This is a genomic window from Streptomyces sp. BRA346 (genome assembly GCF_052851135.1).
In genome coordinates, this window is record NZ_JAIWIH010000002.1 from 358,538 (window position 1) to 380,375 (window position 21,838).

The 21,838-nt window shown below is 71.0% G+C and carries 21 protein-coding genes; 9 read left to right on the forward strand and 12 right to left on the reverse strand.

Features of this window, described 5'->3' with window-relative positions; all coding sequences use genetic code 11:
* The first annotated feature begins 34 nt into the window (after positions 1–34).
* From LCH29_RS03235 to LCH29_RS03255, 5 genes are all read left to right on the forward strand, one after another.
* Positions 35–1,336: a PucR family transcriptional regulator gene (locus tag LCH29_RS03235; RefSeq protein WP_446460134.1), complete on the forward strand. Its 1,302-nt coding sequence runs from the start codon at positions 35–37 to the stop codon at positions 1,334–1,336.
* A gap of 246 nt (positions 1,337–1,582) precedes the next feature.
* Positions 1,583–1,975 (forward strand): hypothetical protein, encoded by a 393-nt coding sequence (locus LCH29_RS03240; protein ID WP_446460135.1) that lies wholly within the window; start codon positions 1,583–1,585, stop codon positions 1,973–1,975.
* A complete protein-coding gene (locus tag LCH29_RS03245; protein WP_446460136.1) occupies positions 1,972–3,633 on the forward strand; it encodes a sodium/solute symporter in 1,662 nt (553 codons plus the stop codon). Before LCH29_RS03240 ends, LCH29_RS03245 begins: the two co-directional genes overlap by 4 nt.
* Positions 3,563–4,345, forward strand: a complete 783-nt coding sequence (locus LCH29_RS03250) for a PTS sugar transporter subunit IIA (protein WP_446460137.1) — start codon at positions 3,563–3,565, stop codon at positions 4,343–4,345. Before LCH29_RS03245 ends, LCH29_RS03250 begins: the two co-directional genes overlap by 71 nt.
* Positions 4,346–4,366: 21 nt before the next feature.
* Positions 4,367–5,956: a PTS ascorbate transporter subunit IIC gene (locus tag LCH29_RS03255; RefSeq protein WP_446460138.1), complete on the forward strand. Its 1,590-nt coding sequence runs from the start codon at positions 4,367–4,369 to the stop codon at positions 5,954–5,956.
* Positions 5,957–5,965: 9 nt separating this feature from the next.
* Here the strand turns inward: LCH29_RS03255 and LCH29_RS03260 are convergent, their stop codons facing one another.
* Positions 5,966–8,257 (reverse strand): ATP-binding cassette domain-containing protein, encoded by a 2,292-nt coding sequence (locus tag LCH29_RS03260; protein ID WP_446460139.1) that lies wholly within the window; start codon positions 8,255–8,257, stop codon positions 5,966–5,968.
* A gap of 122 nt (positions 8,258–8,379) precedes the next feature.
* Between LCH29_RS03260 and LCH29_RS03265 the strand changes: the two genes are divergently transcribed.
* On the forward strand, positions 8,380–9,123 hold the full coding sequence (locus LCH29_RS03265) for a MerR family transcriptional regulator (RefSeq protein WP_446460140.1): 744 nt from the start codon (positions 8,380–8,382) through the stop codon (positions 9,121–9,123).
* Positions 9,124–9,180: 57 nt separating this feature from the next.
* The gene (locus LCH29_RS03270) at positions 9,181–9,663 is read left to right on the forward strand and encodes a VOC family protein (protein WP_446460141.1); all 483 of its coding nucleotides are present in this window, start codon (positions 9,181–9,183) and stop codon (positions 9,661–9,663) included.
* Positions 9,664–9,753: 90 nt separating this feature from the next.
* Here the strand turns inward: LCH29_RS03270 and LCH29_RS03275 are convergent, their stop codons facing one another.
* Positions 9,754–10,701, reverse strand: coding sequence for a threonine/serine dehydratase (locus LCH29_RS03275; RefSeq protein ID WP_446460142.1), 948 nt, complete (start codon positions 10,699–10,701; stop codon positions 9,754–9,756).
* A 72-nt stretch (positions 10,702–10,773) separates the two neighbouring features.
* Here LCH29_RS03275 and LCH29_RS03280 point away from each other — a divergent pair, with 72 nt between their 5' ends.
* Positions 10,774–11,421, forward strand: a complete 648-nt coding sequence (locus LCH29_RS03280; RefSeq protein ID WP_446460143.1) for a TetR/AcrR family transcriptional regulator — start codon at positions 10,774–10,776, stop codon at positions 11,419–11,421.
* 7 nt (positions 11,422–11,428) lie between these two features.
* On the opposite strand, the gene LCH29_RS03285 is transcribed toward LCH29_RS03280, so the two are convergent.
* The 8 genes from LCH29_RS03285 to LCH29_RS03320 form a co-directional block, all read right to left on the reverse strand.
* The gene (locus LCH29_RS03285) at positions 11,429–12,400 is read right to left on the reverse strand and encodes an alpha/beta fold hydrolase (RefSeq protein ID WP_446460144.1); all 972 of its coding nucleotides are present in this window, start codon (positions 12,398–12,400) and stop codon (positions 11,429–11,431) included.
* A 158-nt stretch (positions 12,401–12,558) separates the two neighbouring features.
* Positions 12,559–14,496, reverse strand: coding sequence for a molecular chaperone HtpG (htpG, locus tag LCH29_RS03290; RefSeq protein WP_446460145.1), 1,938 nt, complete (start codon positions 14,494–14,496; stop codon positions 12,559–12,561).
* A 203-nt stretch (positions 14,497–14,699) separates the two neighbouring features.
* The gene (locus tag LCH29_RS03295; protein ID WP_123099015.1) at positions 14,700–14,882 is read right to left on the reverse strand and encodes a hypothetical protein; all 183 of its coding nucleotides are present in this window, start codon (positions 14,880–14,882) and stop codon (positions 14,700–14,702) included.
* A gap of 195 nt (positions 14,883–15,077) precedes the next feature.
* Entirely contained in the window at positions 15,078–15,524 is a 447-nt protein-coding gene (locus tag LCH29_RS03300) for a nitroreductase family deazaflavin-dependent oxidoreductase (protein ID WP_446460146.1), read from the reverse strand.
* A 100-nt stretch (positions 15,525–15,624) separates the two neighbouring features.
* Positions 15,625–16,626 (reverse strand): Ppx/GppA phosphatase family protein, encoded by a 1,002-nt coding sequence (locus LCH29_RS03305; protein WP_446460147.1) that lies wholly within the window; start codon positions 16,624–16,626, stop codon positions 15,625–15,627.
* Positions 16,627–16,654: 28 nt separating this feature from the next.
* Positions 16,655–16,834 carry a hypothetical protein gene (locus tag LCH29_RS03310; protein WP_148081873.1) on the reverse strand — a complete coding sequence of 60 codons (180 nt, stop codon included), beginning with the start codon at positions 16,832–16,834 and terminating at the stop codon, positions 16,655–16,657.
* 235 nt (positions 16,835–17,069) lie between these two features.
* Positions 17,070–18,023: a DMT family transporter gene (locus LCH29_RS03315; RefSeq protein ID WP_446460148.1), complete on the reverse strand. Its 954-nt coding sequence runs from the start codon at positions 18,021–18,023 to the stop codon at positions 17,070–17,072.
* A 55-nt stretch (positions 18,024–18,078) separates the two neighbouring features.
* The gene (locus LCH29_RS03320; protein WP_446460149.1) at positions 18,079–18,525 is read right to left on the reverse strand and encodes a phosphatase domain-containing protein; all 447 of its coding nucleotides are present in this window, start codon (positions 18,523–18,525) and stop codon (positions 18,079–18,081) included.
* An 87-nt stretch (positions 18,526–18,612) separates the two neighbouring features.
* On the opposite strand from LCH29_RS03320, the gene LCH29_RS03325 reads away from it, so the two are divergent.
* The gene (locus LCH29_RS03325; RefSeq protein ID WP_446460150.1) at positions 18,613–19,470 is read left to right on the forward strand and encodes an LLM class flavin-dependent oxidoreductase; all 858 of its coding nucleotides are present in this window, start codon (positions 18,613–18,615) and stop codon (positions 19,468–19,470) included.
* 53 nt (positions 19,471–19,523) lie between these two features.
* Here LCH29_RS03325 and LCH29_RS03330 read toward each other — a convergent pair whose 3' ends face one another.
* Positions 19,524–20,192, reverse strand: coding sequence for a hypothetical protein (locus LCH29_RS03330; RefSeq protein ID WP_446460151.1), 669 nt, complete (start codon positions 20,190–20,192; stop codon positions 19,524–19,526).
* A gap of 54 nt (positions 20,193–20,246) precedes the next feature.
* Complete coding sequence (locus tag LCH29_RS03335; protein WP_446460152.1) at positions 20,247–21,791, reverse strand: Rieske 2Fe-2S domain-containing protein; 1,545 nt, start codon at positions 21,789–21,791, stop codon at positions 20,247–20,249.
* Positions 21,792–21,838 lie beyond the last annotated feature (47 nt).

The window sequence follows — 21,838 nt, forward strand, 5'->3', positions numbered from 1 at the left end:
GCGGCACATCGCACGTCAGAGGTGGAGGAACGTCATGCACCCAGTCACCGGCTCCCGCGCCGCCGGCCCCGCCGCCGCGCGCTCCGCCAGCCGACTGTCTGCCGACAGGGCCCGGGGGCTGCCCCGGATGCCCGCCGCCCGCCCGCCCATACGCTCGCGGGCCGACCCCGAGGCCATCGCGCTGCTGCACCGGACCGCCCGCGTCCTCATCGACGAACTGCCGCGGCTGACCGATGAGGTGGTCGCCCTGATGCGGGAGCGAGAACCCGTCTACAACTCGGCCTCCATCGATCCGCAGGAGTTGTGGCGGGACGTCAACGACTCGCTGTCCAACAACGTCCGCTCCCTGCTGTACCCGAAGGAGACCAGGGAGCCCGCCCGCTCCGTCTCCTGGCGGATCGGCGCCGACCGCGCGGCCCAGGGCCTCCCGCTGGACGCGCTGCTGCACGGCTTCCGCATCGGATGCACCGTCGTCTGGGACGAACTGGTCGAGACCGCCTCGCGCGAGGACCCGGTCGGCGCCCGGGGGCTGGTGCACGTGGCGTCCGACATCTGGCACTTCGTCGACGAGCACTGCACGCTCGTCTCCGAGGCGTACCACGAGGTCGGACGGCAGCTCGCCTGGCACCGCGAGAACCGGTTCCGGATCATCATCGAGGCGCTGCTGGACGGCACCGCCCGGGTGAGCGACTTCCCCGAGGCGGAGGAGGTGCTGGGCCTTCCCGAGCAGGGTCGTTACGCGGTCGTCGCGCTGGACCACACGGGCTCCGGCCCCGGCGCGCCGCGCCCGCCGGAGATCCACGGCGGCGGCCGTACGGTGTGGCACACGGGGGAGACCACCGCCCACGCGATCGTCCTCCTCGGGGACGTCCACCCCCGGGAGATGGCCCGGGCCCTCACCGTCCCGCCCGGCGCCCGGGCCGGAGTCAGCCCCGCCGTCACCGGCCTGGCCTCGGTGAACGCGGCCCGCCTGCTCGCCGATACGGCGCTGCGCGCATGCCCCGCCACCGGCGAGGCGGCGCTGCTGGAGGAGCACTACCCGGAGGCCCTGGTGGTGTCCTCCCCGGACCTGGCCACCGCGCTCGCCGACCGGATGCTCGGCCCCGTCCTGGCCCTCGAACCCGCCGACCGGGACGTCCTGCTGACGACCCTGACGGCCTGGCTGGACGCCGACGGATCGGCGCGCGAGGCGGGGCGGGCGCTGTTCTGCCACCGCAATACGGTGCTCAACCGGCTGCGCCGCTACGAGCAGCTGACCGGGCATACGCTGCACCGCCCGCGCGACGTCGTCGAGTTGTCGCTCGCCCTCGCGGCGCACGGGCTGCTGTCCTCCTGACCGGGGCCGCGAAGGACCCGGCGCGAAGGACCCGGCGCGAAGGATCCGGTATGGACCTTTGCGGCGCCGGAAGCCGGTGACGGATCCTCACGGCCAGGAAGAGTGTGGGCGTGCACAACGGCCGCGAGTGGATCATGTGCCTCTGCCACGCGGTCCCCCGACGGGCTGTACGGGGGTCCCGGTGAGCTGCTGTCGTGGCGGTCCCGTCCCACCCGTACCGGACGGTTCCGCCACGAGGAGCACGACATGTCCGAACACGCATGGGGGCAGACCACGCATCCGCGCCCGGTGCGCACCGCCGAGGTCATGCCACCGCGGCCGCCGGAGACGAGGGGCCCGCGCCCCGGCCCGAGCCCCGACTCCCCTCCGGACCACCGGGGGGAGCGCCGGGCGCGGCGCTCGTCGCCGTGGCGGCGGCCGTGGCCGTGGACGGCACGGGCCGCGTGCGCCGCGCTGGCCTGCCACTTGGCCGCCGTGGTGGTCAACTGCACGGCCGGCGGGGGGATCGACCTCGGAGCGGGCGGCGGATTCACGGTGGGCGCCCTGCTGGTGGGCGCCGACGCGGCGGTCCTGGTCACCGTCCTCGTCAGAGCCGAGCGGCGCGCCCCCGCCGAGGACGCCTCGGAGAGAGAGCGATGAGCGACTTCGAGCCGAGAACCCTGGCGTTCGTGCTGTTCGCCTGCTTCATCGCCGTATCGTTCCTGCTCTGCATCCTCGCGGCCACCGACAGCGACGACCCCTCCGAGTTCTACATCGGCACCGGTGCGCTCGGCCCGATGCAGAACGGCCTGGCCATCGCGGGCGACTACATCTCGGCCGCCACCGTCCTCAGCACCACCGGCACCATCGCCATCGCCGGACTCGACGGTGTCCTCATCACCCTGTCCACCGTGGTCTCGATCCTGGTGTTCATGCTGGTGATGGCGGGACCCCTGTGCGGACGCGGCCGCTACACCCTGGGCGACGTGCTGTCCGAGCGGCTGAGCGAGCGCCCGGCCCGGATCGGCACCGCCGTCCTGGTGCTGGTGGTCACCATGCCGCTGCTCACCGTCCAGCTCAACGGCGCGGGCGACATGATGTCCCTGCTGATCGGCATTCCCGGCACCGCGTCGGTCACCGGCTGCACCATCTTCATCGGCTCCCTCATGGTCTGCTACGCCGCCCTCGGCGGGATGAAGGGCACCGGCTTCATCCAGATCCTCAAGACCGTCATCCTGCTCGGCGCGTTCATCCTGCTCGCCGTGCTGGTCGTCAAGCGCTTCGACTGGAACCCGGCGAGCCTGTTCGGAGCGGCGGCCGACAAGAGCGGCTACGGTGACGCCTTCTGGGAGTCCGGCCGCCAGTTCGGCGATTCGTTCACCGGCAAGCTGGAGGTCATCAGCGTCCAGCTCACCCTGGCCGTGGGCGCGGCGTGTCTGCCGCACATCACCATGCGGCTCCACCCGATCCGCGGTGCGCGGGCCGCCCGCGCCGCGACCACCTGGGCCGTCGGGGCGGTCGCCGTGCTGGGCGGGCTGATCGTGATCGTCGGCGCGGGCGCCACGGCCATCGTCGGCGTCCCGGCGCTGCGCGCCGCCGACCCCACCGGCACCAACTCCCTGCTGCTGCTCACCCGCGCGCTCGACCCGGGGGCCGAGGCGGCCCACCGCAGCCTGCTGTTCACCCTCGTCGCCTGCGCGGTCGTCGTCACCACGCTCGCGGCCGTCGCGGGGCTCACCCTCGCCGCCGCGGCCTCCCTCGCCCACGATGTGCTGGCCAAGGTCGTGCTCCCGGAACGGCTCACCCCGGCCCGCGAACTCGCCGCGGCCCGCGCGGCGATCGTGTGCGTCGGCGTGGTGGCCGTCAGCGTCGCCATGGTGACCCAGCACTGGAACCGCCAGATCCTGATCTCCTTCACCTTCACGGCCGCCGCCTCCGCGCTGCTGCCGGTCCTGCTGTACGGGACGATGTGGCGCGGCTTCACGGTGACCGGAATGCGCTGGGCGATGTACGGCGGCCTCGGCCTCACCTTCCTCACGATCGTCTTCTCCCCGGCCGTCTCGGGCGGGGCCCTCGCCGTCTTCCCCGACCGTGACTTCCACTGGTTCCCGCTGCGCAATCCGGGCCTGATCACCATCCCGGTGGGCTTCCTGCTGGGCTGGGCGGGCTCCCGCCTCGGCGGGCGAACGCAACCCCAGGACCCCTCGCCACCTGGGGCGCAGGGCGAGGATGCGAAGATTTCGCGCCATGGACGAACTGATAGATCTGCTACCGGTCGCGTGCGTGCGGCTCGACGCGAGGGCGGCGGACTGGCGTGAGGCGATCGCGGTCGCCGGCGGACTCATGGTGGACGCGGGTTTCACCACCGCCGAGTACACCGCCGAGATGATCGCGGGCGTCGAGGAGAACGGGCCGTACATCGTCGTCGCCCCCGGTGTGGCGTTCGCCCACGCCCGGCCCTCTCCCGCCGTCCGCGCGACCGGCATGTCCTGGGTGCGCCTGGCCGAGCCCGTCGCGTTCGGCCACGAGACCAACGATCCGGTCACCCTGGTCGTGGCCCTCGCCGCCCGGGACTCCGGCGCGCACACCTCCGCCATGGCGAGCCTGGCCCGTCTGCTCGGCGACCCCGGCGCCGCGGCGGCCCTCGCCGCGGCGCCCACCCCCGAGGCGCTGCGCGCCGTGCTGAGCGGCGACGAAGAACAGCCGGGCCCCGCCGCAGCGAAGCCGCGGGCGGCCGGGCCGTCCCTGCACAAGATCCTCACGGTGTGCGGCAACGGCGTGGGCACGAGCCTCTTCCTCAAGAACACCCTGGAGCAGGTCCTCGACCGCTGGGGGTGGTCGGCGTACGTCACCGTGGAAGCCACCGACACCATCTCCGCGAAGGGCAAGGCGTCCGAGGCCGTCGCCCTGCTCACCTCCCGTGAGATCGCCAGGACCCTGGGCGATGTGGGACGGCCGGTGAAGGTGGTTCAGGACTTCACGAGCACCGCCGAGATCGACGCGGTGCTCCGGGACACGTACGACGTCTGACGACGGGAACAGAAGTACATCATGGGCTGGCTGGTAACTCCCGCGAAGTTTCTCGTGAACGAGATCCTGAGCGAACCCGCGTATCTGATCGGCATCATCACCGCCATCGGGCTCATCGCGATGAAGAAGACCGCCGGGCAGATCATCGGCGGTGCCATCAAGGCGACCCTGGGCTTTCTGCTCATCGGGGCGGGCGCGGGGTTGGTCACCAACTCCCTCGCCCCGCTGGGCACGATGATCCAGGGCGTCACGGGCGCGCACGGCGTCATCCCGACGAACGAGGCCATCGTCGGCATCGCCCAGGCGCAGTTCGGGTCGCGCGTCGCCTGGCTGATGATCCTGGGCTTCACGGTCAGCCTGCTGCTGGCCCGGTTCACCCCGCTGCGCTATGTGTTCCTGACCGGACACCACATGCTGTTCATGGCCACGCTGCTGACCGTGGTGCTGGCGGGCGCCGGTCACTCCACCGTCGTCGTGGTGGCGGTCGGCGGTGTGCTGCTCGGCATCATGCTGGTGGCGAGCCCTGCGTTCGCCCACCCCTGGACCAAGCGGGTCACGGGGAGCGACACCGTCGCCATCGGCCACTTCGGCACGGCCGGTTACGTGGTGGCGGGCGCGGCCGGGAAGGTGGTCGGCAAGCGCAGCCGCAGCACCGAGGAGATGAAGCTCCCCGAGGGGCTGCGCTTCCTGCGCGACTCGATGGTGGCCACGGCCCTGTCCATGCTGGCCATCTATGTGGTGATGGCGGTGCTCTTCCTCCTCAAGGCGGGCGAACGGACGGCCTTCAAGGCGTTCGCCACCGGCACCGGGGCCACGACCGCGGCCACCGACACCGGCAACTACGTGATGCAGTCGGTGATGCAGGGCCTCCAGTTCGGCATCGCGGTCGCGGTCATCCTCTTCGGTGTGCGGACGATCCTCGGCGAACTCGTGCCCGCCTTCCAGGGCATCGCGAGCAAGGTCGTGCCGGGCGCGCTGCCCGCGCTGGACGCGCCGATCGTCTTCCCGTACGCGCAGAATGCCGTGCTCATCGGCTTCCTCTCCAGCTTCACCGGCGGCCTGGTCAGCCTCGCCCTGCTCACCTGGGGGTTCAACCCGGCGTTCGGTCTCGCGCTGGTCCTGCCGGGCCTGGTGCCGCACTTCTTCACCGGTGGCGCGGCGGGCGTCTACGGCAACGCGACCGGCGGCCGGCGCGGCGCCGCCGTGGGCGCGTTCCTCAACGGTGTGCTCATCACCTTCCTGCCCGCCCTGCTGCTCAAGGTGCTCGGCGCGTTCGGGGAGCAGAACACCACCTTCGGCGACGCCGACTTCGGCTGGTTCGGCGCGCTCGTCGGCAACGCGGGCAAGGCCGGTGGCGGGGTCGGCGTCGCCCTCATCCTGCTCATCGGCCTGGCCGTCCTGGGCGCCGCCGTCCTGGTGCAGAAGCGCGTGGTCGACACGGGCTGGGACCCCGGCGCGGCTCGCGACGCCCTGATGCCCAGGGACGACACGGCAGCGGGGGCAGCGGAGGCCGGGGACGCGGCGGGGCCGGACGACCCGGGCCGTACCGCGTCGTACCCGAAGATCGCCCCGCCCGCGGGCGCCCCCGCACCCCCGCCACCGCCCCGGTGACACACCCGCCTACGCGCCGACGTACTCCCGCAGATGCGTGGCCGTCAGCGACGTACCCGAGGCCACCAGGTCGGCCGGTGTCCCGGTGAACACCACCCGGCCGCCGTCATGGCCCGCCCCCGGGCCCATGTCGACGAGCCAGTCCGCGTGAGCCATCACCGCCTGGTGGTGCTCGATGACGACGACCGTGTTGCCGTCGTCCACCAGCCGGTCGAGCAGCGCGAGCAACTGGTCCACATCGGCCAGATGCAGCCCGGTCGTCGGCTCGTCCAGCACGTACGTCGTACCGTTCCTCGCCATGTGGATGGCGAGCTTGAGCCGCTGCCGCTCACCGCCCGAGAGGGTGGTGAGCGGCTGGCCGAGCCCCAGATAGCCGAGGCCCACCGCCATCAGCCGGTCGAGGATCACCCGTGGCTGACCGGTGGTGAAGAACTCCCGGGCCTCGGCCACCGGCATGGCGAGCACCTCGCCGATGCTGCGCCCGCGCAGCCGGTACGCCAGCACCTCCGCCTTGAACCGCCTCCCCTCGCACTCCTCGCACACCGACGCCACCTCGGCCATCATCGCGAGATCGGTGTAGGTCAGCCCGATGCCCTTGCAACGGGGGCACGCCCCCTCCGAGTTGGCGCTGAACAGCCCCGGCTTCACCCCGTTGGCCTTCGCGAACGCCGACCGGATCGGGTCCAGCAGCCCCGTATAGGTGGCCGGGTTGCTGCGGCGCGAGCCACGGATCGCCGACTGGTCGGCGACGATCACCCCATCCCGTCCGCCGAGCGAGCCATGGATCAGGGAACTCTTGCCGGACCCGGCGACCCCGGTGACGACGGTGAGCACCCCGAGGGGGATGTCCACGCTGACGTCCCGCAGATTGTGCAGCCGGGCGCCGGTGATCGGCAGCCGGCCGCGGGGCTCGCGCACCTTGTCGCGCAGGCTCACCCGGTGGCCGAGACAGTCGCCCGTCAGGGTGCCGGACGCGCGCAGCCCGGCCAGATCGCCCGCGTAGACGATCCGCCCGCCCGCCGCACCGGCGCCGGGCCCCAGGTCCACCACATGGTCGGCGATACCGATCGTCTCCGGCTTGTGCTCCACCACCAGCACCGTGTTGCCCTTGTCGCGCAGCTGGAGCAGCAGGGTGTTCATGCGCCGGATGTCATGCGGATGCAAGCCCACCGTGGGTTCGTCGAAGACGTACGTCACATCCGACAGACTCGAACCGAGGTGGCGGACCATCCGCACACGCTGCGCCTCGCCACCGGAGAGCGTGCCGGACTCCCGGTCCAGGCTCAGATACCCGAGACCGATCTCCACCAGCGATTCCAGCGTGCCGCGGAGGGTCTCCAGGACCGGCCCGACCGTGTCGTCCCGGATGCCCCGGACGAACGCGGCCAGGTCGCTGATCTGCATCGCCGAGCACTCCGCGAGGGTGCGCCCTTCGACCGTGCAGGACCGGGCGACCTCGTTCAGCCGGGAGCCGTCACAGTCGGGGCAGCGGGCGAGCGCGACCGCCCGGTCCGCGAACGCGCGCACCTGGGACTGCATCGCCTCCCGGTCCTTGGCCAGGTACAGCCGCCGGACCTTGGTGACCAGCCCCTCGTAGGTCAGGTTGTTCTTGCCCACCTTGATCTTGGTCGGGGGCTTGTGCAGGAAGTCCTCCCACTGCTCGGGGGTATAGTCCCTCAGCCGGGCATCGGGGTCGAAAAGGCCGGAGTGCGCAAAGAGCTGCCAGTACCACGTGTCCACCCCGAATCCGGGAACGGTGATCGCCCCCTCGTTCAACGACCGCTCCCGGTCGACCAGTTGGCCGACGTCGATCTCCGACACCCGGCCCAGCCCCTCACACCGCGGGCACATGCCCTCGGCCGTGTTGAAGCTGAAGGCGAGCGGCGGCCCCACATACGGGGTGCCGATCCGGCTGAACAGGATCCGCAGCAGGGTGTGGGCGTCCGTGGCGGTGCCCACGGTGGAACGGGAGTTGGCTCCCATCCGCTCCTGGTCGACGATGATCGCCGCGCTGAGGTTGCGCAGCGCGTCGACATCCGGGCGGCCGAGCGTCGGCATGAAGTTCTGGACGAACGCCGTGTAGGTCTCGTTGATCAGCCGCTGCGACTCCGCGGCGACCGTGTCGAAGACGAGCGAGGACTTGCCGGATCCGGAGACTCCGGTGAAGACGGTGAGCCGCCGCTTGGGTATGTCGAGAGAAACCTCCCGCAGATTGTTCTCCCTGGCCCCGCGGACCTGAATCACATCGTGGCCGTCCGCGGCATGGTGGTGCCGTACGTCGTCCCTGTCACTGACATCCATGCCTTCAAGTGTTTCATTGAAGTACCGCGTAGAGACTTTTCTCCATCACGGCCCAGCTCGACGGGACATGGGGGCGGAAAACCCTCAACTCGCCGTGAACACCATCCGGGTAGGGTCTCCCCATGAGCCGTCCCACGAGCAGCCCCGAGACACCGCTGCGCCCCATCGACCTGGCACGCTCGGCCGGAATCTCGACCCAGCAGATCCGCAACTACGTCGACGCGGGCATCCTGCCCCCGGCGTCCCGCACCCCGGCCGGTTACCGCAGGCTCGACACCCGCCACCGCCGGGCGCTGGCCACGTACGACGCGCTCGTCCCGGGGTACGGGCAGCACACCGCCCGGGCGGTCATGCGGGCCGTGCACGCCGGGGACGTACCGCTGGCGCTCAGCCTCGTGGACGCCGCCCACGCGGCCCTGCACGAACAGCGGCTGTCCCTGCGGGCCGCGGGCGAGGCGCTCGAAGCGGTCGCCGGGCAGACCCCCGAGACCCTGGACGTGCCGCGGGCGGCCTTGCGCATCGGCGAAGTGGCCGCGTACCTCGGCGTCCGCACCTCCGCGCTCAGGGTGTGGGAGTCGGCCGGGCTGCTGGTCCCGAAGCGGGAACGCGGCACCAGGTACCGCACCTTCGGCCCGGCCGACGTCCGGGACGCCCGGATGATCCACATGCTGCGGCAGGACCGCTACCCGCTGGACCGGATCCGGCCCGTCCTGGAGGGGCTGCGCCGCACGGGCAGCAGCGCCGCGCTGCGCGAGGTCATCGCCGAGCGCCGGGAGGGGCTGACCCGGCGCACCATGGCCATGCTCGAAGGCGCCGGGCAGCTGCACGGATATCTCACCGGACATCGGTGTGCCGAGGAGCGATGAGTTTGCCGCGCGGCGCCGGTCGGTACAGGTAAACACTCCCATCTCCAGGAGGCACCGATGGCCAGCGACGGATTCACCACCTGCCTGTGGTTCGACGGCCAGGCCGAAGAGGCGGCGCAGCACTACGTCTCGATCTTCAAGGACGGCAAGCTCGGCCGTACCGTCCGCCACACCGAGGCCGGCCCCGGCACCCCCGGCTCGGTGCTGACCGTGGACTTCGAGATCAACGGCCAGAAGTTCGTCGGACTCAACGGCGGGCCGGAGTTCACCTTCAACGAGGCCATCTCGTTCCAGATCCACTGCGCGGACCAGGCGGAGGTCGACTACTACTGGAACCGGCTCCTGGAGGGCGGTGGCCAGGAGATCCAGTGCGGCTGGGTGAAGGACAAGTTCGGGGTGTCCTGGCAGGTCGTCCCCGAGGTGCTCATGGAGATGATCGCCGACTCCGATACGGCGAAGGCGAAGCGCGCCATGGATGCCATGATGCAGATGGTCAAGCTCGACATCGCCGCACTTCAGAAGGCGTACGCGGGGGAGTAGACGACCGCCGGTCCCACCCGCCAGGGGGAGTCGACGACAGCCGGTCCCACCCGCCCCTCCCCGCGTCGGAGAGAGGGGCGGGCCGGGCGTTCACCGGGGGCGCGTCAGGTCGCCCGGGTCGGTGTTGGCCCCGCACAGCAGCACCGCCACCTTCTCGCCCGGCCGGGTCTCGTACGCCCCCGACCGCACCGCCGCGAGCGCCGTCGCCGCCGCGTGCTCCACCGCGATCCGGCGGTCGTCCCACAGGGCCTGCCGCGCCGAGACGATCTCCTGGTCGGACACGAGCACCGACCGCACCCCGTCCTTGCGCGCCCACTCCAGCGCCATCGGCGCCGCACGGCGCGCCCCCAGCGAGTCCGCCGCCACCGAATCCACCGGCACGTCGACCACCGCCCCGGCCTCCAGCGCCGCGTTCAGCGCGCGCGAGCCGTGCGGCTCCACGGCCACCACCCGGACGCCGTGCTCCAGTGCGGACACCGCGACCCCGGTGAACAGCCCGCCGCCCCCGACCGACACCACCACCGTGTCCAGGTCCGGGCGGCACCGCAGGATCTCCTCCATCACCGTCCCGGCACCGGCCGCGATCAGCGGATGGTCGTAGGCGTGCGACTCCAGCGCACCGGTCTCGGCGGCGTGCTTGCGCGAGGCGTCCAGCGCCTCGGCGTACTCCCGGCCGGCCTGGCGCACGTCCGCCCCGAGCGCCCGCAGCCTGTCGACCTTGACCGCGGGAGCCGTCTCGGGCACGAACACCGTGGCGGTCACGGAGTGCCGGGCCGCCGCCCAGGCGCAGGCCAGCCCGGCGTTGCCGCCCGAGGCGATGACGACACCCGCGTCCGGAACGGTGCCCGCCTCGACATGGCTGCCGATGAAGTTGAACGCCCCGCGCGCCTTGAAGGAGCCGGTGTGCTGGAGGAATTCCAGCGCCAGCCATCCCTCGGCCCCGCCGAAGGCCCCCTCGTCCACCGGGGCGAGCGCGACGGGCCGGATATGCCCCGCGGAGCGCCGCGCGGCGGCCTGTACGTCTTGATGAGTAACCACGTGAAACACTGTATCAACCACTGTTACGCTGTGCCTGTGAGAAAGGCTGCGTCCATGAGAAAGAATGCGGCCGTGAGGAAGAAGCGGACCGCGGCCGAACCACCCGCCCTGGACACCATCGCGGTGGCAGCGCTGTCGGTCATCGACGAGGAGGGCCCCGAGGCCCTGAGCTTCCGGGCGGTGGCACAGCGGCTCGACGTCTCGCACGCCACGGTCTTCCGCCGCTGCGGCGACTTCGACGGCCTGCTCAACGCCTGCGCCGACCACCTGGCCACGCTGCTGCCCCGCGTACCGCAGGACACCGACTGGGCCGCCGCCACCGAGGCCCGCTTCACCGCGCTCTACGAGGTGCTCGTCCGGCACCCGGGTCTGGCGGCGCTGCGCGCGGGCCACGCCTGGTGGGGCCCGCAGCTGCTGAGCCGTCTGGTGGAGCCGCAGCTCGCCCAGAGCATCGCCGCCGGGATGGCACCGGCGGCGGCTGTCCGGGTATACCGCCGGCTGTACCTGCTCACCCTCGGCGCCGTCGCCTTCGTCGACCACCGTGACGAGCAGCGGGCCCTGACCACGGCGCGCACGGCGCTCGCCGCGCTGGACCCCGAGGAGTTCCCGGTGCTGACGGGGCAGTGGGACGTGGTGCTGCCCGCCCTGACCGACCACCGTGTCTACCACGACGCGCTGCGCCAGCTGATCCGCGCCGCGGCCGCCGAACACCTCAGCTGAAGCACGCCTATGCGGAGGTGCCTCGGTCGAGCGCCCGCAGCCATGCGATCAGCAGCCGGTTGACCTCCTCGGGACGCTCCTGCTGCACCCAGTGGCCACAGCCGTCGAGGAGGTGCGAGGACACCAGGCCGGGCAGGGTGGTGGGGTACGCCGCGACGGCGTCGGCCAGCCAGCCGAGCGAGGCGTCACGCTCCCCGGCCAGGAACAGCGAGGGCTGGGTGAGCGGCGCCCCGTCCCACGCCGCGAGATCCTCCCAGTCGCGGTCGGCGTTGCGGTAGCGGTTCAGCGCCCCGGTCAGCCCGGTCCGCTCGAACTCCGCGGCGCAGACGTCCAGATCCGCCTCGGTGAGCCAGGACGGCAGCGGGCCGTCCGGGAAGCGGTCGCGCATCCGCCCGCCGCGGGGGACGAAGAACGGGCTGCCGCCGTCGGGGGAGGGCTTCGCGTCGCCCGAGAGCGCGGCGTAGAACCCCGCGAGCCAGCCGCGCACATCGGGTTCGATCTCTGCCTCGGCCCGGCCGGGCTGCTGGAAGTAGCCGACGTAGAACTCCTCGTCCCCGCCGATCCGCGCGAAGACCTCGCTGGGCCGCGGACCGCCCCGGGGCGCGTACGGCACGCCGAGCAGCCCGGCGGCGGTGAAGACATCGGGCCGGAGCAGCGCGGAGTTCGCGGCGATGGGGGAGCCCCAGTCGTGGCCCACGACCACCGCGGTCTCCTCACCGAGGGCGCGGACCACGCCCACGTTGTCGGCGACATGGGCGAGCATGCGGTACGCCGCCACGTCGCGGGGCTTGGAGGAGCGGCCGTAGCCGCGGACGTCGATGGCCGCCGCGCGGTATCCGGCCGCGGCGAGCGCGGGGAGCTGGTGACGCCAGGAGTGCCACGTCTCGGGGAAGCCGTGGAGCAGGAGGACCAGCGGGCCGGAGCCCTCCTCCACCACATGGATACGGGCATCCGGAACGTCGACCAGCCGGTGGTGCATGGATCCTCCCTGAGCAGCCGGGGCCGCGCGGTCCACAACGCCACGCGGCCGACAACGCCACGATCATGCGGCAGCGGCCCGGGGGAGGGGGAGGGAAGTTGCCGGTTCGGCAAAAACCCCCGGGCGGGCCGTGGCGCGGGCCCGCCCGGGGGCGCGGATCACAGCGTCTGCTCCAGGCGGCCCGCCATCAGCTTGATGAAGCGCGACGGGTCGCTCAGTTCCCCGCCCTCGGCGAGCAGCGCCATCCCGTAGAGCAGTTCGGCCGTCTCCGCGAGGCCCGAGTCCAACGGGCGCTCACCATGGGCCGTGCGCAGGCCGCTGACCAGCGGATGCGTGGGATTCAGCTCCAGGATGCGCTTGATCTGGGGCACGTTCTGCCCCATCGCGCGGTAGATGTTCTCCAGGGCCGGAGTGACATCGTGGGTGTCGCCGACGATGCAGGCGGGGGAGGTGGTGAGGCGGGAGGACAGCCGCACCTCCTTGACCTGCTCGCTCAGCGTCGTGGTCATCCAGGACAGCAGATCGGCGAAGTCCTTCTTCTGCTGCTCGCGCTCGGGCTCGCCCTCGCTCGACTCGTCCTCGCCGTCGAGGTCGACCTGCCCCTTGGCGACCGACCGCAGCTGCTTGCCCTCGAACTCGGGGACGGCGTCGACCCACAGCTCGTCGATGGGGTCGGTGAGGACCAGCACCTCGTACCCCTTGGCCTGGAAGGCCTCCATGTGGGGCGAGTTCTCCACGATCGAGCGCGACTCGCCCGTGGCGTAGTAGATGTGCTCCTGCCCCTCCTTCATGCGCTCCACGTAACTCCGGAGCGTGGTCGGCTGCTCCGCGTCGTGCGTCGAGGCGAAGGAGGAGACCTCCAGGATCGCGTCCCGGTTCTCGAAGTCGCCCAGCAGCCCTTCCTTGAGGACGCGGCCGAACTCCTTCCAGAACGTCGCGTACCGCTCGGCGTTGTCGGACATCATGTCCTTGACCGTCGACAGCACCTTCTTGACCAGCCGACGGCGCATCAACTGGATCTGACGGTCCTGCTGAAGGGCCTCGCGCGAGACATTCAGCGAAAGGTCCGCGGCGTCCACGACACCCTTGACGAAGCGCAGATATTCCGGCATGAGCGCTTCGCAGTCGTCCATGATGAAGACGCGCTTGACGTAGAGCTGCACGCCCCGCTTACGGTCCTGCATATACAGGTCCTGCGGCGCCCGGGACGGAATGAACAGCAGCGACTGGTATTCGAACGTGCCCTCCGCCTGCATGCGGATGGTCTCGAGCGGGTCGGTCCAGTCGTGGCTGATGTGCTTGTAGAACTCGCTGTATTCCTCGTCGGTGACCTCGCCCCGCGGGCGGGCCCACAACGCCTTCATCGAGTTGATGGTCTCGAGTTCGGGGGTGCCGCCGTCTTCCGGAGTGCTGTCGTCATCCGAAGAGCTGGTGGCGCCTTCCCCGGCCATCCGGATCGGCCACGTGATGAAGTCCGAGTACCGCTTGACGATTTCCCGGATCTTCCACGGGGAGCTGTAGTCGAAGAGATGGTCCTCGGCGTCCTCGGGCTTGAGCCGCAGCGTGACCGCGGTGCCCTGGGGCGCGTCCTCGACCTGCTCGATGGTGTAGGTGCCCTCGCCGCTGGACACCCAGCGGGTGCCCTGGCCCTCGCCCGCGCGCCGGGTCAGCAGCGTCACCTCGTCGGCGACCATGAAGCTGGAGTAGAAACCGACCCCGAACTGCCCGATGAGGTCCTGGGAGGCGGCCGCGTCCTGCGACTCCTTCAGCTCCTTGAGGAATTTCGCGGTGCCGGAGTTCGCGATCGTCCCGATGAGCTGCACCACGTCATCGTGCGACATCCCGATGCCGTTGTCGCGCACGGTCAGCGTGCGCTGCTCCTTGTCGACCTCCAACGCGATATGGAGATCCGAGGTGTCCGCCTCCAGATCCCCGTCCCGGAGGGCTTCCAGCCGCAGCTTGTCCAGGGCATCGGAGGAGTTGGAGATGAGCTCCCGCAGAAAGACATCCTTGTTCGAGTAGATCGAATGGATCATCAGCTGCAAGAGCTGGCGCGCCTCGACCTGAAACTCGAATGTCTCTACCCCTGTAGTCACCTGATTCCCCTCATGCGATAAGTGTTCGACGCCATCAAATCCGGTGCGTCGCCGGGATCTTATCGAAGAGGGAGGTCACTGCGCGGGGTGGTCCGGCGGCTTCGCGCGGTTTGCGTGGCCCGACGGCCGGAGCCCCGGGCCGCGCTTGGTGTCGTTGTCGTATCCGGAGAACCCGCTGGGGGTGAGGCGATACGGACCCCGCGTCACTCGCCCTGCTGGTGCGGGTGGGAGCCCTGGGCGGGACGGATCCGGCTCCAGTCGAGGGCCTCGGCGGCCTCCCGCTGAATCTCTTCGGCCGCTTCCCGTGCCTCGGCGGGAACGTCGCCCTGTTCCGCTATGAGACTGTCGTAGATCGGGGACAGGTCGCCCTTGTTCGCGGTGGTCATGCTGAGGTACTTCCTTCGTGCCGTGGTGCAGGTGTGCCACCCGAGCCTAACCTTCGGTTTCCCTTGTCGCGAGGACACATATCACCATGATCCCGCGGGGCCCGGTTCCGTGAAGGTTGTGTGAGGCCCGGGTGGAGGCCGTCACGTGATGAGCGGCTCGGCCGCCGGGCCGGGCCGCTCATCGCGTCAGGGGGTTCAGTGCGGCGCGGCCGCGGGCTCCAGGACGAAGACGGGGATCTCGCGCGTGGTCTTCTCCTGGTAGTCGGCGTAGTCCGGGTACGCCTCGACCGCGCGCCGCCACCACTGCGCCTTCTCCTCGCCGGTGACCTCGCGGGCGTTCATGTCCCGCAGCTCCGTCCCGTCGCGCAGCTCGACGCGGGGGTCGGCCAGCACGTTGAAGTACCAGACGGGGTGCTTGGGGGCGCCGCCGAGCGAGGCCACCGCCGCGTACCTGCCCTCGTGCTCCACCCGCATCAGCGGAGTCTTGCGGATCTTCCCGCTCTTCGCCCCGCGCGTGGTCAGCAGGATGACGGGCATGCCCCGCATCGTCGTGCCCTTGGTGCCTCCGGAACTCTCGATCAGTTCGACCTGATTGCGCACCCACTGGGTCGGGCTCGGCTCGTACTCGCCCTGAAGAGGCATGTCATCCGTTCCCATCGTCGTCGACAACGCTTACCGCACCGCATAACGCGCCGGGCCCGCCCGATCATCCCGGGGAATCAGGCGGGCAGCAGGGCGGCGATCAGGAGACGGTGTGCAAGCGGTGGAGGGCGTGCTGACGTGCCCTCGGCACCGCCACCGCCGGAAGCGGCGGCATGCCGAGCGCGGCCAGCCGGTCCAGCAGGACCCCCTCGCGCAGCGCCCAGGGGCAGATGGTGACCCGCTGCACGTCCAGCAGCTCCATGGCGGCCTCCGCCACGATCGCCCCGGCGAGCGACTGATGGGCCCGGGACCGGGAGATGCCCGACAGCCGGGCGCGCTCGGCATCGGATCTGGCCGCCAGCCGGGGAATCCACTTCCGCAGATCGGAGCGGGTGAGGGTGCTGCGGCCGGGTGCCCCGGCCGTCGGCTTGGGCGCGCCGGTGAGCCGTGCCAGCTGGGTGAAGGTCTTCGACGTGGCGATCGCGGACACGGGGACCGGCTGGTCGCGCAGCTCGGCCGTGGCCTCCGTGAGGACGGAACGCACGTACGTGCGCAGCCGCGCCACGTCCCGCTTGTGCACCGGCGCCTCGTCGGGCAGGTGGTGGCGGGTGAGCCGACCGGCCCCGAGCGGCAGTGAGAGCGCCACCGCGGGTTCCGTACGGCTGCCGCAGGCCAGCTCCATCGAGCCGCCGCCGATGTCGAGCAGCAGCATCTGCCCGGCCGACCAGCCGTGCCAGCCGCGCGCGGCCAGGAAGGTCAGACGCGCCTCTTCCTCGCCGCTGAAGAAGCGCACGCGCAGGCCGGTGGCGTCCTCGATCGCGGCGAGGACGGTCTTCCGGTTGGCTGCGTCGCGCACCGCGGAGGTCGCCAGGGGCACCAGGTCGTCGACCTGGTGTGCGGCCACGACCGCTTCGCTCTCGGTCACGGCACCGACCAGGCGCCGGATGGCGTCCTGGCTGATCACCCCGTGGCGATCGGTCGCCTCGGCCAGATGGACCGACCGCTTGAGCGTGGCCACCGGCTCGGGCGGTCCGCCCGGAACGAGGTCGGCAATCTTCAGGTGAACGGAACGTGAACCTATGTCGAGCACTGCGAGACGCATGCCTGCTGAGTGCCCGAGTTGCCGGGCTTTACGCCGCGAGAGGCCGCTGCTGGGGGGTGGAGGAGGGCGCGGGGGATTCCTTTTCGCCGTTCCGCTCCGCCGGGCCCGGGGACTTCTCGGTGCGACGTCCGCTGGGGAACGTCAGATCCGGCACGTCGACCACGGGCGGCAGATCGGGCGTGAGCAAGGGCTGCTCGTTTGTGTCCATGACCCGATGGGTACCCTCGCGCATCGCACTCATCCGTGGTGGGACGGATTCTTCCCTGCGATACCGGTCACACCTGGACCATATCGGGCGATGAGCGATCGGAATCGTGCGAAAAAGTGTGCCAAGCGGTCCCGGGCACAACGGCCGGATTGCGCCGGTGCCGCGCCCGAAGCTGTTAGGGGAATGTCCGCGCGATCGGCGAGACATCCCCTGGGTGGTTGATGCCGGTATGCGGCTAATCAGCCGGAGACGTTTCCCTGGCCGTCGGGCTGCCGGTGGCCACGACCGCCGAGCGCGCCGGGCGCGGACGGCGACGGGAGACCGCGACCCCGGCCAGGCACAACGCGCCGCCTGCGAGCGTCAGCGCGCCCGGCACCTCGTCCAGCACCAGCCAGGACATCAGCACCACCAGGGCCGGAACCACATAGGTGGTGGCTCCCATCCGGCCCGCGGTGGTGCGGGCCAGGGCGAAGGCCCAGGTGGTGAAGGCGAGCGCGGTCGGGAACAGGCCCAGGTAGACCATGTTGAGCGTCGCGGACAGCGGGGCGTGCGCGGCCTCCGACACCAGCGTCCCGGCGAAGGGAAGACAGGTCACCGTCCCGATCAGACAGCCGAACGTGGTCACCTGGAGCGCGCCGCCGTGCCGCAGCGCGGGTTTCTGGGAGACGACACCGCTCGCGTACGTCACCGCGGCCACCACGCACAGCAGTACACCGAGCACGGAGGAGCGGCCCGAGCCGGACATCGAGAGCCCGACGACCACCGCGCCGCCGAAGGACACCGCCATCCCCCACAGCAGCGGACGCGGCAGCCCCTCGCCCAGCAGCCTGCTGCTCAGCAGCGCGATGAGGATCGGGCCGATGTTGACGACCATCGCGGCCGTACCCGCGTCGACCTGCTGCTCACCCCAGTTGAGCGCCACCATGTAGACGCCGAACCACAGAAAACCCGAGCAGGCGATTCCCGGCCAGGCCGCGCGGGGTGGCCACCCCACCCGCCGTATCAGGCTGATCGCGCCCAGTGCCAGCGTCCCGGCGGCCAGCCGCCCGAGGGCCAGGGCGCCGGGTGAATAGGCCGAGCCCGCACTGCGGATGGAGACGAAGGCCGAGGCCCACAGCACGACGGTGACGGCTGCCGCCGCCACGGCGGGCCATTCCTTTTGGTAACCGGTGTCCGGCGCTTTGGTCATGACGCCGACACTATGCCGCGCTCATTTCGCTGATCAACGAAGTTTCGGCGCGCGGTCAGCCACGGACCGCGGGCTGCCCGAACCGGCCGACATAGCGGCGCTGCCAGGGCGTTTCCACGGCGCGCGCCGCGTAGTGCTCACGTACGTACCGCACCGCGTCCCCGGGCGGTACGCCGTCCAGCACCGCGACGCAGGCCAGCGCCGTGCCGGTCCGGCCCCGGCCACCGCCGCAGGCGACCTCGACCCTCTCGCCCGCGGCCCGCTCCCACACCTCGCGCAGCGCGGCGGCGGCCTCAGCGCGGTCGGACGGCAGCCGGAAGTCGGGCCAGCGCAGCCAGCGGGCCTCCCACGCGACCGAGGGCGGCTCATGGCCCAGCAGATACAGCGCGAAAGCGGGCGCGGGCCCCTCCGGAAGGGGGTGGCGCAACCCCCGGCCGCGGATGAGCCGTCCCGACGGCAGTCGCATCACTCCTGGCGCGGAAGCGTTCCACGTGGCGTCCATGGAGCGAGAGTAGCGGCGCGCGCGGCATGCGCGGCAGGGAACCGGCCGATGTACCTCGGCATCATGATCACTGCCTAGGGTGATCCCATGGAAATAGGAGTCAACGTCCCGAACTTCGGCCCGGGCGCCCGGCCGGATGTGCTGCGCCAGTGGGCACGGACCGTGGAGGGGCTGGGGTTCGACCTGCTGATGGTCTCGGACCACGTCGCGGTCACCCCCGATGTGGCGGAGCAGTACCCCGCCCCGTTCTACGAGCCCTTCACCACCCTGTCCTGGCTGGCCGGGATCACCGAGCGGGTGCGGCTGGGCACCACCGTGCTGGTCGTCCCGTACCGTCATCCGCTGCTCATCGCCCGCATGGCCGCCAACCTCAACCAGCTCAGCGGGGGACGCCTGGTCCTCGGCGTCGGCGTGGGATGGGCGAAGCAGGAGTACGAGGCGCTCGGCGTGGAGTTCGAGCAGCGCGGAAAGCTGGCCGACGAACACCTCCACGCGATCCGCACCGCCTGGGAGGACGACGCGGACTACCGCAGTGGCGACATCCCGGTCTGGGTGGGCGGCATGAGCGACGCCGCGCTGCGCCGGGCGGTACGGCACGGCCAGGCGTGGCATCCCATCTGGTTCACCCTCGACTGGCTGCGGGAGGCGCTGGACCGGTTGAAGGGCATCGCGGAGGAGCTGGGCCGACCGGTGCCCGGGCTCGCCCCGCGCGTGGTGCTGAAGCTCACCGACGAGCCGGTCACCGGCCCCGAACGCCCGGCCGGTGAGGGCACGATCGACCAGGTCATGGACGACATCGAGGAACTGCGCCGACTGGGCGCGGAGTCCGTGCTGCTCGATCCGTTCAACGGCGACCCGGAGGAGACCCTCCACCCGGAGGCCGCCTGGCAGGCGCTCGCGGCCGTGGCCGCCCGCCGGGGCAAGGCCACCGACCAGGCGGGTTGACCAGTCGCCGGGGGCCGGTGGCTTCGTTTCCCGGCCCCCGGTGCGTCGTCCGCTCAGCCCACGCGCTCGATGCGCGCGTTGCGGATCAGGTTCTTGCCGGGCTCCCGGACCTGCTCGAAGGCGGCGTTGTTGAGCAGGGCGCAACTGCCCGAGGTCGAGGTCACGGAGACGGTCGTGGACTTGTCGTTGTCCAGGTTGGTCACCTTGAGCTCGGTGCCGACCGGGAACTGGTTGCTGGACGCGGCCGGTGCCCCGTCCTCGCCCGACAGGGTGACCGTCGAGCCCGCGCAGACGACTTCGCCGCCGGCGGCGTCCCCGGAGGCCGCCGTGTCATCGGCCGCCGCGGTGTCCTCGGCCGCGCCTCCGCCCTCCGGGGCGGAAGAGGCGGCGGGGGAGGCCGCGGTGTCCTCGGAGCCCACCGCACAGCCGGACGCCTGCTGCTTCCGCTTGATCTCCTCGATGACCGCCTCCCGGTTCGCTATCCGGGCGTCCGACTGGGCATCCGGATTCGCTCGCTGGTCGGCGATGAACTTCTCGTTGTTGGCCAGTGCCTGAGCCAGTCCGTCGCACGCGGTGGACTCCGCCTTGACCGTGTTCGGGGAACCGGGGGTGCCGGCGTTGCTGCTGGTCGCCATCACTCCGGCCCCGGTACCGGCCAGCGCCACCGCGCCGACCAGCAGCATCAGCTTCTTCGGACCGCCGAGGGTTCTTCTGCGCGCCATGTGTGACTCCTTCGCTGGGTTCATGAACCCATACGCGCCGGAGCCCCGCTCGTCTCATGGATTCTCACACCGCGTGGCACGCAGTTCGTGGCCGTCGGCCGTCAGACAGCGCCCGGTGGTCAGGTCGTAGCGCCAGCCGTGGAGCGTGCAGGTGAGCACATCGCCCTCGATCTTCCCGAACCGGCCCAGGTCGGCCCGGAGATGGGGGCAGCGGCGCTGGATCCGCCAGCCGTCGAGTTCGATGTCCTGGCCGTCGTCCTCGCCGGAGGCGTAGTAGTTCTCGACGTACTCGATGCGCTCCATGGACAGGCACTTGAAGAACACGTACAGGAACTCGTTGTACGGCCCGATGCGGCTCGCGGTGAACCGCATCGACAGCAGCAGGCTGTTGGACCAGTCGACCTCGCGCTTGGCGACGTTGGTGGCCACCAGGTCGCCCGTGGTGGACAGCGTGTAGCGGCAGCGCTCGCCGTTCCACTCCCGCACCTCCCGTGCCGGGAAGTCGATCACGATCGGGACCTCGCCCACATCCAGTCGGGCGGGGCCGCCGACGCCCGCGCAGATGTGGTCCGCGCGCGCCAGCAGCGGTTCCCACCACCGCTTCAGCTCACTCAGCAGCCGGTGTCGCGGCAATTGGGGGGAGCGCGAGGCGCGTTCGGCGGCCAGGGCGGGGCGCTGGCGGCGGGCGAAGTCGCGCAGATAGGCGCGCTTGTCGCCGAAGATGTGGTCGATCTCCCTGTCGGTGTGGCGGTGGGTGAGTTTGCAGGCCGTGCCCTCCGGCTCCGCGACCGTGCCCGGCAGCAGCAGATGCGCCGAGACGTCCGGCCGCGCCTCCGCGAGCTGGGCCAGGAACTCCCGCTGGTCGGTGAAGATGGACTCGCCGTCGCGACCGGTGCCGTTGAACTCGAAGAGCGCGTCGTCGAGGAAGCACGGCGGTCCCGCGTTGGGGAACACGTGCGCCGCTTCGACCGCGTCGATGTAGCGCAGCGCGCGGTCGAACTGGCCCTGCCGCTTGCGGGCGGCGAACTCACGCTTCGCGGAGTCCGGCAGCTGGTAGACCATCGGGTACCAGATCGCCCCGGAGAACTGCACGAAGTACGCGTCGACCTCGCCGAACGCACGGATCGCCGGGATGTCCAGCGGATGCGCGTCGTTCTGGTTGAGCAGCACGGTCCTGCCGTCGTCCAGGGAGAGCGCCGAGTCGCCGATGGGGCCGTCGCCGGGGCCGGTGAGCGCGGTGATCATGATGCGCAGGCCGTCCCGCTCGACCGGCTTGCCGCTCTCGGTGCGCAGGAACCGGGTGAACCCGAGCGCCCGCAGCGCGCGCTCCAGTTCATCGGTGGCGAAGGCGGGCAGCAGGACCGTGATGTCCTTGCGCACGTTGCGGCGCAGATTCTGCGCGTCGAAGTGGTCCCGGTGCAGATGGGAGACGTACAGATAGTCGGCGGACCGCCCGTAGTGCGCCCAGTCCAGGTCCGTGTTGTCCGGGAACGGAAACCACGAGCCGAAGAAGGCGGGGTTCACCCAGGGGTCGCACAGGACCGATCCCGCCTCGGTTTCGATGAAGAGTCCCGCATGTCCAAGTCCGGTGATACGCATACCGCAGCACCCCAACCAGCTTGTCGGGTATGTCGGACACGTCCGAC